This window comes from Exiguobacterium alkaliphilum, from assembly GCF_018138125.1.
GTDB classification, from domain to species: domain Bacteria; phylum Bacillota; class Bacilli; order Exiguobacteriales; family Exiguobacteriaceae; genus Exiguobacterium; species Exiguobacterium alkaliphilum.
On sequence record NZ_CP073101.1, the window covers coordinates 2,410,927 to 2,422,961 of the forward strand.

The 12,035-nt window shown below is 49.6% G+C and carries 11 protein-coding genes; 1 reads left to right on the forward strand and 10 read right to left on the reverse strand.

The features are described 5' to 3' along the window. Positions 1 to 5 precede the first annotated feature (5 nt). Together KB235_RS12455 and KB235_RS12460 are read right to left on the reverse strand one after the other, a co-directional pair. Positions 6 to 2,363, reverse strand: a complete 2,358-nt coding sequence (locus tag KB235_RS12455) for a DEAD/DEAH box helicase family protein (protein WP_211779799.1) — start codon at positions 2,361 to 2,363, stop codon at positions 6 to 8. Next, positions 2,356 to 2,685: a nucleoside triphosphate pyrophosphohydrolase gene (locus KB235_RS12460; protein ID WP_211779800.1), complete on the reverse strand. Its 330-nt coding sequence runs from the start codon at positions 2,683 to 2,685 to the stop codon at positions 2,356 to 2,358. Before KB235_RS12460 ends, KB235_RS12455 begins: the two co-directional genes overlap by 8 nt. 113 nt (positions 2,686 to 2,798) lie before the next feature. Between KB235_RS12460 and KB235_RS12465 the strand changes: the two genes are divergently transcribed. After that, positions 2,799 to 4,646 (forward strand): DUF262 domain-containing protein, encoded by a 1,848-nt coding sequence (locus KB235_RS12465; protein ID WP_211779801.1) that lies wholly within the window; start codon positions 2,799 to 2,801, stop codon positions 4,644 to 4,646. Positions 4,647 to 4,694: 48 nt separating this feature from the next. On the opposite strand, the gene KB235_RS12470 is transcribed toward KB235_RS12465, so the two are convergent. The 8 genes from KB235_RS12470 to zapA form a co-directional block, all read right to left on the reverse strand. Continuing rightward, complete coding sequence (locus KB235_RS12470) at positions 4,695 to 4,901, reverse strand: hypothetical protein (RefSeq protein ID WP_246514423.1); 207 nt, start codon at positions 4,899 to 4,901, stop codon at positions 4,695 to 4,697. A gap of 66 nt (positions 4,902 to 4,967) precedes the next feature. Next, complete coding sequence (locus KB235_RS12475) at positions 4,968 to 5,906, reverse strand: sensor domain-containing diguanylate cyclase (protein ID WP_211779802.1); 939 nt, start codon at positions 5,904 to 5,906, stop codon at positions 4,968 to 4,970. A gap of 143 nt (positions 5,907 to 6,049) precedes the next feature. After that, positions 6,050 to 6,511: a hypothetical protein gene (locus KB235_RS12480; protein WP_211779803.1), complete on the reverse strand. Its 462-nt coding sequence runs from the start codon at positions 6,509 to 6,511 to the stop codon at positions 6,050 to 6,052. A gap of 140 nt (positions 6,512 to 6,651) precedes the next feature. Further along, a complete protein-coding gene (locus tag KB235_RS12485; protein ID WP_211779804.1) occupies positions 6,652 to 7,068 on the reverse strand; it encodes a DUF350 domain-containing protein in 417 nt (138 codons plus the stop codon). A gap of 7 nt (positions 7,069 to 7,075) precedes the next feature. Beyond that, positions 7,076 to 9,430, reverse strand: a complete 2,355-nt coding sequence (locus tag KB235_RS12490) for an endonuclease MutS2 (RefSeq protein ID WP_211779805.1) — start codon at positions 9,428 to 9,430, stop codon at positions 7,076 to 7,078. After that, complete coding sequence (gene polX / locus KB235_RS12495; RefSeq protein WP_211779806.1) at positions 9,431 to 11,140, reverse strand: DNA polymerase/3'-5' exonuclease PolX; 1,710 nt, start codon at positions 11,138 to 11,140, stop codon at positions 9,431 to 9,433. A 69-nt stretch (positions 11,141 to 11,209) separates the two neighbouring features. Further along, complete coding sequence (locus KB235_RS12500; RefSeq protein ID WP_034809848.1) at positions 11,210 to 11,746, reverse strand: CvpA family protein; 537 nt, start codon at positions 11,744 to 11,746, stop codon at positions 11,210 to 11,212. Positions 11,747 to 11,754: 8 nt separating this feature from the next. Then, positions 11,755 to 11,976: a cell division protein ZapA gene (gene zapA / locus KB235_RS12505; protein ID WP_034809849.1), complete on the reverse strand. Its 222-nt coding sequence runs from the start codon at positions 11,974 to 11,976 to the stop codon at positions 11,755 to 11,757. Positions 11,977 to 12,035 lie beyond the last annotated feature (59 nt).

Consider the following 12,035-nt stretch of genomic DNA (forward strand, 5'->3'; position numbering starts at 1 on the left):
CACCCTCATTCTGAAGCTTTGCGACTGAAGTAATGATGCAACCGCACTTCAACGATTTGACTGACCCATTCGTAAATCAAAGGATGAGCATATGCTTCGATAGGCTCGATATGTAACGACTCCTCTGACACGAAAAACGGTCCTTTCGCTATCTTATCAAACGGCATCCGTAACAGTAACTTTTCAATCCGTTTCTGCTGGTACGGGGATTGGAAGTCTTTCGTTTGCCCGTCAATTTGTTGCCGATATGGGAATGTATTGATGAACTCATAGAATGGTCGAGCCGCCTCGCTCGCCGGAAGTGGTTGAAGCCATTCATCGATTCCACGGCTTAGCATGATTGATAGCACAATCATCTTATAGCTCTTCGTCATGTCCGTGTATTCCACTTCAAGCAACAACGATTTCGACTCTTCAAACAGATGACTCTCTTCATCATCTAGCTCACCCATCCGGTCGAGAAACCCGTAAAAGCCGCTATCTTTCTTCCATTCAGAACGATAGGCATCGATTGAGTATTCTCCTCGTTGAATCAACTCTAGGTAACTCGGTCTTCTCCCCAACTCTTCTTTTACCATGTAGTAGTTCCGCTCCAACTGTTGTCGGCGCGTCGAAGACCGTGTCACCATCCGCTTCAACAAATCGATGGCGTGTAAATCAAATTCAATCGTACATCCTTTTGGTAGATCCACTCCTGTCGGAAGTGACTTGACGACCGGTTGTCGTTTTGTCGTCAACAGCGCCAACTTCTTATCGATGTTCTTGTAGTTCCCAATCAAATCGATAATAGTGCAATGCGTCTTCCCGCTCAGTAAGCGGAGTCCACGACCAATCTGTTGGGTGAAAACCGTCAACGATTCGGTCGGACGACAAAACAAGAGTGTATCGATTTCTGGAATATCGACACCTTCATTGAACAAGTTCACCGCAAAGATGATATCGAGATGTCCTTCTTTCAATTGACGGATGACTTCCGCTCGGTCATATTCGGTCTGGCTATGTAACGCGACAGCCTGCACGCCTTGCATCCGGAAATAGTCAGCCAAATATTCAGCCTGAGTGACCGACGAGCAGAACCCGAGCGCTCGCGTTTGGTGATGCATTCGCCAGGCATCAAAGATTTTTTGAGCGACACTTTCCTTTAACTGCTCCGCCAACAGTTCGTCCTGATCATAGCGACGACCATTGATCAATCGAATCTGGGAATAGTCAATTTCATCATAAACACCGACATAATGGAACGGTGTCAAATATGACTCTTCAATTGCTTCAGTGAAGTGCATCTGATAGGCAACATTGTCATCGCACAATGCGTAGACGTCTCCCCCATCCAACCGATCCGGCGTCGCTGTCAATCCGAGCAAGAATTTCGGCTCGAAGTAGTCCAAGACACGCCGATAAGACGGTGCCGCCGAGTGATGGAACTCGTCGACGATAATCAAATCGAACTGACCTGGTTCGAACTGTTCCATTCGGTGTTTCGAGGCCAACGTTTGAATCGATGCGAACAAGACGTCTGCCGATTCCTCGTTTCTCGAGTCACCACCAAGGAGTAGCCCTGTCTTCCATTCATTCGAGACCCTTTTAAAAGAGTTCTCTGCTTGAAGCAAAATCTCTTTCTGATGGGCGATGAAGAGTACTCGTTTGAACTGGCGGGCGAAGAAGGCGCTCAAGTACGTCTTCCCGAGTCCGGTAGCGAGCACGAGCATCGCTTTACGTCTACCTTCGTCCATCGTCTCCCGTAACGACGTCAACGCAGCATCTTGAACCGTATTCGGTGTGATTGTATCGTCCTCGATATAGACCGGCGTCGGTTCTGCGATTTGCTCCGCTTCCTTCATCCGGTCTTGACGGGCATTGTACTCTTCACGATAAGGCTGTATCGAGACGGCATTCATGATTTGGGCGTAATCACTGTAAAACAAATCATGAAACGCATCGACCGATTGCTCGAACACGTCCTCCGAGACACTTGCTGGAATCTCGACGTTCCATTCGACGCCTCGATTCAAGGCACTATGCGACAGATTGGAAGAACCGACAAAGAACGTTCCGCCATCTTCTGTTCGGAACAAGTATGCCTTCGGATGGAATGACTGACCTTTGGATCGATAGAGTCGCAGTTCCACGCCTTGAATGTTCATTAACATTTCCAGCGCATCCGGGTTCGTCAAATAGAGATAATCGCCAATTAGAATCCGGACTTGCGCACCGCGTTTAACTGCGTCCTTAAGGGAAGTTGCAATTTCTTGCACGCCCGATACTTGCGCAAACGCGACGACCATATAAATTTCAGTCGCCGCGTTGATTTGGTGTTGTAATGGAATTCGTAAGTGGCTCGTATGCAGACGTAACTCACTCATGATCAAGGACCTCTTCCAAGAAGAGACCTTTTTCAAACCCGCCTCGCTTCTCACGCTTCTCCTCACGGATGCGATTCAATTCTTCGAAGCTCGCACCATGCATCTTCCCGAGCGTATAGACGAGTTCCAAAATATCAGCAAGTTCTTCGAGTGACTCTTCATCAATGTTCGTCTCTTCGTACTCTTTGATTTCCTCATAAAGTTTTAAGCGCGCTTGTTCGAAATGTTCGGCTTGATTCAAGTGTTTGACGACAGGAATTCGTCCTGCTTCATGAATGATTTCAGGGATGCGGTCGCGAATCAGTTTGTTATAATGCTTCATTATTTGTTCATCCTTTCTATAAGGCGCAATGGTAGATCCGCATTCAATAAAACATTATACTTTCATTATATCCAATTAATTGGAATAGCGCTTTAAGTGCAGGGAGGTATTTTATGATAACGTCAGAAATTCAATCTATTTTTAATGTATTTAACAACAACTATGTATATGAAATACCTGATTTTCAACGAGACTTTGTTTGGGGTGAGAATGAAGTCACCCAATTATTTAAAGACTTTAATGAGGATACAGAAGAATTTACAAAAGAAAGCTCTTCGTTAGATGGATACTTATTGGGAAATATCGTTTTAATAAATAATGATGCAACCACAACGAGCAAAATTGTAATCGATGGTCAACAACGACTGACTACACTTTCTTTATTATACAAAGTTCTAGAAGAAACAATTGATTATCGTCTTCACCGAAAAGACAATAGTATTGAAACTATGCAAAAGTGGATGAATATGCGTGGAGAATTAAACAAAGGGTATGGCTTATTTGATGATGAAGCGAATTTTAAAAACTCCAAAATACAACACCATAAGAGCCTAGAGTTCGGAAGTGTTTACCGACACATCATTCGTCCAGATTCAAGCTCAAAAAATAATCAACAACAATCTAGTCAGATTGAAGAAGTCTATGAAGTTTTAAAAGAAGAGCTCTCAAAGTTAAGTGACCAAGAACTACCTAAATTTGTGAATTACATCAAACATAAAGTGATGCTTATCGTAACTACCGCTCCTACGCTATCTAAAGCTTTTCAGCTATTTGAAATCTTAAATAATCGCGGAAAAGATTTAGAACCTTTAGATTTAATAAAAAATATGCTCCTTAAAAATTTGGCAAAAGAACATTATAGTGAAGATGAACGTGATAAATTTACAGAATTATGGAGAAAGTTTAATGATAACCTTGCACTAAATTCTAAGAAAAAGATTGAGTCTTCGACTTTCTTAAAACACTACTTAGTTGGAACAACTGGAGAGAATATTCGAAAAGATAAGTTGTTTAATTATTATTCTGAATTAAACCCATCAAAAGAAAATGTGTTAATGATGGTTTCAGAAATGCATGACGTTTCTTATACTTACGGAAAACTTGAACGAAAAGAATTTGATGGATTTATCAAAAACACACATCTGTTAGATATTTTGTTCAAACTTTTAAGTCTGAAACAAGCACAAACTATACTAATCCCATTCTACAACGAATCGGAGCAACGTAAGTCAGAAGTCGTTGACCTAGCAATTCGCTTAGGAGCTAGTGTTATCTTCTCTTATACTCAAACAAACTACATTGAAGCTGAGATACCCTCACTAATCAAAAAATATTACGCCACTTTGGATAGAGAAGGTTCAGATCGAGCATACTTCCAGTTTACAAATGAATTAGAGCGTCGCATTCAAGAAAAAGCAAAACTGGCTAGGGATGCTGTAGCTTCACGAAGGTTTGAGAATACTCGTGGAAATTATAACAAGAAGGGGTATGACCTTCTACGTTTTATCGAATCGTATGGTCATTTAGACAGTGCCGTGCTATTAACATCAAATCGAAGTAAGAAAATCACATTAGAACATATCATGCCGAGGACACCTGTTAATGAAGAATTTATAATCGATTCGGGTTTCTCAGATATTGATGAATATAAAGAATACGTGAATCGAATCGGTAATTTTGCTCTAATACACAACGATGAAAACTCCGCTCTCTCGAATAAAAGTTTTGATCAAAAACGTCTCGTATACGCTCGCTCGTCAATTTGGACAACTCAAGTACTAAACAATATGCTAGTTTCGACAATGAAATCCGGAAAAGAAGTACATCAGTACGAAGTAATCAATAAATCGTTGTTTGTCGATGCCGAAGAAGGAATATGGACAAAAGAGAACATTCATGCACGTTCAGAGAAAGTTGCACTGTACTTGGAATTGATTCTTACTAAGGGCGGTAGTAAATAATTTAGCTACTCAATACATAAAAGAAGCGACCGTTAAGAGTCGCTTCTTTTATTCCACAATCTCAAACGCCTTCACATACGCCACGTGATCGAGGAACAAAATTATTTCCTCATCGAACTGGACGAACCCGTCCGACGCGTGTCGGAACGATTGATAAATCGATTCGAGCGCCGCATAGCGGCTCTCCGCCTCGACCGTATACGTCAAAATCTCTTCGTTGATCAAATGAAACTCAATCTCGTACGATTTCATCATCTTCACTCCCTTTCCCCTTGCTCCATACGCCCTCTTAACACCTTTACCCGATTCCACTCATTTCCCCTATAATTTGAACGTTCGTTTCCCTGAAGATTTCGCTCGGTACAAGGCATCGTCTGCTTGTTTCAACAGCGTGTCTAATCTCGTCTGTTCGTCTCGTGTATACGTGACGATGCCGATGCTCGCCGAGACGTGATACGCTGTCTCCCACGTGCTCAGCGTTTCGATGATTTGATTGGCGATGCGTCCCCATTCATCAAGACTCGCGGAACGCGAAAAGTGAAGCACGAACTCATCGCCACCTAGCCGTACGGCGAACGCCTCTTTTTGTTCGTTTACAATCGTTTCGAGTCTACACGCAACTTCCTGTAAGACAACGTCTCCTACGTCATGGCCGTATGTATCGTTCACGTTTTTAAATCCGTCCAAGTCGAGGAAGAACAGCGCCCCGTGCTCGTTCGAGCGGTCTTCGAAGTACTTCGTCAAATAGCGCCGATTGTAAAGCTCCGTCAGCATGTCCCGCCATACGAATCGTTCTAATTCTAAATAGTACGAGAACAGTTTCACGATTCGTTGCAACAACGTGATACTCCTAGGGTCTAACAGACTCGCCTCGTCATTGACGGCACACAGCGTACCGAACTTTTCACCGTTCGTCAGCGAAATCGGGATGCCTAAATAAGAGCGGATGTTCACATCGTCGAGTAGACGCTCCACTTCCTCCACATCACAGTCTCGTTTGACGTCTTCATATCGTAACGGTTGATTGTTCTCGAAATCGATGCGACCACAGACAGAATTGCTCAAATCCACGACCATATTTTCTGTGATTTGAATCGATGATTTTTGATTAGACAGTTTCAAGATGACCTGTTGCGAATCCGTAAACGCCGTCAGATAGAACATTTGCTCGGGCAAAATTTCATTCGCGAGATCAAGAACATCGTTGGCCAGCTCGTCAAAGCTCTCGTACATCTTTAATTCTTCAAATTGCGTTCTCATACAGCGCCCCCACCCAATCCATTTCAACCTTCAATATAACTTTGAAAGCTTCTGTTTTCTTTATCTTTTACTAATTTTAACATAGCAAAAGTGAAATTTATCAGAGAGGATGGATTCAGTGTACGAAGCTTCACACTATAAACTCATGCCTCGTCAACGATTTCAACAACGACACCCGTATCCCCGACTTTCCCCAAGTCTTCAACGATTGGGTCTTCGTAAGCCAAGACATGAAATTCTTGCTCGAACGTGCGGATGACGTAATGCGCAAGCGTCCCCCGCTCCGTGTTGACACGTTCTGTCCCCATATGCTCTGCTGCGAACCGTGTGAATCGGGACGTCTTCAGCTTCACGATTGGGTAGGTATTGCGTAGCCCTTCTTCGTGCATACTATGGTCCTCAATCGTCCCGAGAAACACCGCATATTGCTCGAAACGGATGAGGATCCGGTCCCGTCCTGCGTCCCACGTCAAGAGCATCGTCGGGTTATTTGCCCCGAAGAACGTCCACTCGAGCGGATAATAGTCGACGCCTTTCATCTGAAATGCTTCCGTCTCAAGCACATAGTCTTCGGTCGTCATCAAAAATTTCAAATCGATGGCCAAACCGTTTCCCCCTTTCAAAAAAAGCGACGTTCGAAAACGTCGCTTTCCCTCAATAAAAGATAAACCACAGTGCCGCGGCCACTAAAAACAGGCCGGCCCCGATGAAGAGAATCTTCGCTAATCGTTCATATACCATGTCTTCACCTCACTAACGCCGCACCGACGATGAGCGAGACACCGATTGAGAGGAGGAAGGCCAAAAGTCCGACGGCGATGTTCCCTCTCCCGATCTCTTCGTTCACCTTCAAGGACGGGGTCAAAAATTCAAACAACCAATACGTGACGAGGAGCAAGAAGAAGCCGAAGCCCCCGCCGACCAAAATGTCGACCAACCGATCGTGATGGCTCTCAACGACGCGGAAGATATTGGCGAGACCGACGATTTTTCCGCCGGTCGCGAGTGCGACGGCGATATTGCCTTTCTGAACCTCGCGCCAATTGCTGTACGGCGTCGTCACCTCGAAGATGGCGAGACCGACGACAATCATGAGCCCGGCAATCGTATAAAGACCGAACGACTCAAGCAAGACGTTCACGTTCACATTCCCCATTACCATGTTCCCCTCACTTCAGTTCGACGACCGTGACTCCGAGTCCGCCTTCCCCCATCCCACCGGGGCGCTGACTCTTCACGTGACGATGTCCTTTTAGGTACTCTTGCGTCGCTTGTCGCATCGCGCCGGTCCCAAGACCATGGATGATGCGGACGTTGTCGTACCCGGACACGAGCGCCTCGTCGATATATTTGTCTAGGCGCGAGAGTCCTTCCTCGACGCGAACCCCGCGCAAGTCGAGCTCCGACTTCGTCGTGCTCTGACGCTTCAACGAGCTGCCTTTCGCTTTGAGCGGCTGCTCTTTCGACGGTCCGATCTTCTGAAGGTCGTCCGCTTTGACGTTCACTTTCATGATCCCGACCTGGACGTTGTACTCGTTGTCGTTGATCTGGTTCACGATATAGCCTTTTTGGTTGAACGTCGTCACTTTCACTTCTTCGCCTTTACTGAACGTACGTTTCTGTTGCGCTTTTTGTTTCACTTTTTGGATCTTTTTCTCTTGGAGCGTCGGTTTCGCCGATTCGAGTTCTTTCTTCGCGGCGATAATCTCGTGCTCTTTGACGATGCCCTGCTCGCGCAGCTTCTTCAGGCGGTCGATGACTTCGTTCGCTTGACGTTTCGCCTGCTCGACCGCTTTGTCGGCTTTCGCCTCGGCTTCGCTATACATCGTGTCGCGTTCTTTCTCGAACTCCGTCATCTTCGCCTCGAACGCCGCCTGCTCTTCTTCGAGGTCGTGGCGCTTGACGATCAACTCTTGTTCGAGTTGCTCGGCGCGTTGTTTCGCCGACTCGAGCTCGTTAATCATCGATTCGACCGACTCGGCGTCGGTGCCGACGTGGCTCCGCGCCTTGTCGATGACGTCCTCGGACAACCCGAGGCGACGGCTAATCTCGAACGCGTTCGAACGTCCCGGCACACCGATCAACAGACGGTACGTCGGGCTGAGCGACTCGATATCAAACTCCATCGAGGCGTTCATGACGCCCTCCCGGTTATAGGCGTACGCCTTCAGTTCCGAGTAGTGCGTCGTCGCGGCCACACGGGCGCCACGGCGCTTCACTTCGTCGAGGATGGCGATGGCGAGTGCGGCCCCTTCTTGTGGGTCGGTCCCGGCCCCGAGCTCATCGAACAAGACGAGTGACATGAAGTCGATCTTGTCGAGCATGCTGACGATATTCGTCATGTGCGAGCTGAACGTCGAGAGACTCTGCTCGATGGACTGCTCGTCCCCGATATCGGCGTAGACGGCGTCAAAGACGGACAGCTCCGTCCCGAACTCGGCCGGTACGTAGAGACCGGACTGCACCATGAGCTGAAGCAGACCGATCGTCTTGAGTGTGACCGTCTTCCCACCGGTGTTCGGCCCGGTGATGACGAGCGAGGTGAATGCTTCGCCGAGCTCGACCGTGATCGGCACGACCTCGTCGCGAGGGATGAACGGGTGACGCGCCTGATTCAGCTTAATTTCCCGGGCGTCGTTCAACTTCGGCTCGGTCGCCTTCAACTCATGGCCGTACGCGACTTTCGCGAACACGAAGTCGAGCGTGGCGAGCACGTCGAGGTTCGTCACGATCGAATCGGCAACACCGCCGACGAGGTTCGACAGCTCGCTCAAGATGCGGTCAATCTCGGCGCGCTCTTTCAAGCGCACTTCTTGAATCTCGTTGTTGATCGAGACAATCGCCTGCGGCTCGATGAAGAGCGTCTGACCCGAAGCCGACTGGTCGTGGACGATTCCGCCGAACGCTTGGCGGTACTCTTGTTTCACCGGGACAACGTAACGGTCGTTCCGAATCGTGACGATGGCGTCCGACAACATCTTGGCGTTGTTGCGAAGGATGTTGTCGATGCGCGACCGGACGCTCCCTTCATAGCTACGGAGCTGCGTCCGGAGACCGCGCAGTTGTGAGCTCGCCGAGTCTTGGACCGTGCCTTGGTCGTCGATGGCGTGGCGAATCGACTGCTCGACTTCAATCAGTTTCGTCAAGCGCTCCGCATACTCGTCGAGACGCGGGATACGGAGGTCTTCGTTGTCTTCGTGGAGCTTTTCAAAGAAGTTCTTCACTTGGCGGCCGCTGTACATGACGGCGGCGACGGCGAGCAGTTCACTCGTCGAGAGCACCGAGCCGATGGCGGCCCGTTTCACTTCGGCGCGGACGTCGGTCAAGCCACCGAGCGGGAGTCGGTCACGGAGACGGACGACCTCGGTCGCCTCTTTCGTGACGTTCAAATTCGCGAGCACCCGGTCGTACGAGTAATCCGGTTGCATCGAAAGCGCCCGGTCTTTCCCGAGCGAGCTCGCAGCGTGAGCGGCGAGCTGTTGGCGCAATTTTTCATATTCTAAAACGCGTAACGCGTGATCCATCTAGCATGTTCCTTTCTGTCGCTTCGCGTCAAAGAACGCCTTAGCGTCCTTAAACGAGAGGCAGTTGATGATATCGGACGGTTCGAGATAGGCTTTACGGGCGTGCAAGACGCCGAGCGCCATATCTTCCATCATGTCCGGGTGGTGTGTGTCGGTGTTGATCATCAGCTTGACGCCGGCCGCCTTCGCTTTCTTCAGCGTCGCGGCCGTCAAGTCGAGTCGGTTCGGGTTGGCGTTCAACTCAAGCGCCGTGCCCGTCTCTTTCGCGAGGGCGATCAAGCGCTCCTCGTCAATCGGATACCCGTCACGACGTCCGATGAGTCGACCCGTCGGATGGGCGATGACGTTGACGTACGGCGAACGACAGGCGTTCTCGAGCCGGGCCATAATCTCGTCGACCGATTGGTCCATCTTCGAGTGAATCGAGGCGACGACGTAGTCGAGCGTCGCTAAGAATTCCGGCTCGTAGTCGAGCGTGCCGTCTGGCCGGATATCCATCTCGACGCCGCGCAGCACGTGCATGTCGTGCTTCTTCGCGGCTTCGAGAATCTCTTCCCCTTGCGCCTCGAGCCGTTCCTCAGTCAAGCCGTTGACGAACGTCATATACTTACCGTGGTCGGTGATGGCGATCCATTCATAGCCGCGGGCCTTCATCGCCGCGACGAGCTCGTCGACCGTGAGCTTCCCGTCCGACCAGACCGTATGCATGTGGGCGTCGGCCTTGATGTCGTCGAGGGTCACGAGTTTCGAGAGGTCATGCTCAAATTCAGGATGTCCTTCTCGTAACTCAGGCGGGATGAACGGCAGACCGTAGCGCTCGAACAGCTCCGCTTCCGTCTCCGGTTGCCAGAGGCCGTCCGCCGTCTCGACGCCGTACTCGGAGATCGACTCGCCTTTTGCTTTGGCGAGCTGGCGCATGCGGACGTTATGGTCTTTCGAGCCAGTGAAGTGGTGGAGCGTCGCGGCGAATGCGCCCGGCTCGACCATCCGGAAGTCGACCGACACCATCTCTTCACGTTCGAGGACGAGTGACACTTTCGTCTCCCCGGCCGCGATGACTTCATTGATGAACGGGAGCTCGAGCAGTTTGTCCCGGAGTGCGACCGGTTCCTCGGTCGCGATGATGAAGTCCAAGTCCTTACACGTCTCCTCGGCGCGGCGGAAGCTGCCGCCGACCGAATGGCGGAGCACGAGCGCCTCAGCTTCAAGCACGGTCTCGATTTCTTCGACGACCGGGCGCATCATCGCGTACGATAGGCGCTCCGGGCGCGACTCGAGGTTCTTCGCCGCGGCGAGCAACTTATCGACGCTCTTCGCACCAAAGCGCGGCAGCTCGGACGCCGTCCCATCTTCCAAGACGCGGATGAGCGACTCCAAGTCGACGACGCCAATCTCGCGGAGCTGCGCGAGCTTCTTGCCGCCGAGCCCTTGGATCTTGAGCAGCTTCATCAAGCCGAACGGAATCTCTGCTTGGAGCGACTCGAGTACTTCGCTCCGGCCCGTGTCCCGCCATTCTTCGAGGACGGCCGCCGTCCCTTTGCCGATCCCTGGGATCGTCGTCAAATCCTCGATCTCGTCGAGTTCAAGTTCTGAGTTTTCTAATGCCGTTGCGGCTTTTCGGAAGGCGTTGATTTTGAACGGATTCTCACCCTTGATTTCCATGTATTGCGCAATCTTTTCGAGCAGCATCATCGCTTCTACTTTATTCATGAGTTTTCCCCCTTATCCATACAGAAAAGGCCGAGACACAAGCGCTTGCTTGCATTCCGGCCTGTCGTGTCACAGCATCTTATTCGAGAACCATTCCGAAAGATACGGTGTATCTTGAATGATGAACGTCGCAAGCGACGAGTTGTCGACGGCGTTTTGGACACCGGCCATCGGGACGAACGCGATCACCCAAAGGATGAAGAACGTGATGACGTACGACTCGAGGAATCCGAGCACCGCGCCGATAATCCCTTTCAATTGACGCAAAATCGGCAAGTCCGTCAAGAAGTCGAGCATCGACAAGATCAGATGCAAGACGAGCTTCGTGATAACGAACAAGACGACGAACCAGAAGACGTTGTAGAACGTCATCTCGATCCCTGAGAGCGAGTTCAAGTCGAGCACACCGCCCGGGAGCGTCCCGTCAAGTTGCGACGGATAAGGAATCCATAGCTTGAACGCTTCAGCCAAGTCCCGGTAATAGGCGTTGGCGACGAAGAAACTGATGATGAGCGCGACCCAATGACCGAGCTGCAGAATCGCCCCACGGCGGAAACCGTTGACAATCCCGATAAACAAGAAAAACAGTATAAGTAGAGTAACCATAAAGTGATTTATTCTCCCATATTTCGTTTAGATTTGACGTGATCGCTCGCGATTTGAATGGCGGCGAGAACGGCCGCCTGACGAGCGTCTAGATGAGGGGACTGTTCACGAATCTCACGGATTTTACTATCGACGAGAAAGCCCACTTCCCTCACATGATCAGCTGGCTCTTCGCTCACAATCGTATAGTCTTGACCCGCGATGTGGATCGTTGTTCGTTGTACCTGCACGTGTCACCCCTCCTTTTCGTCTATTCAAAATTAATCATAACATCGATTGTATATTAGGA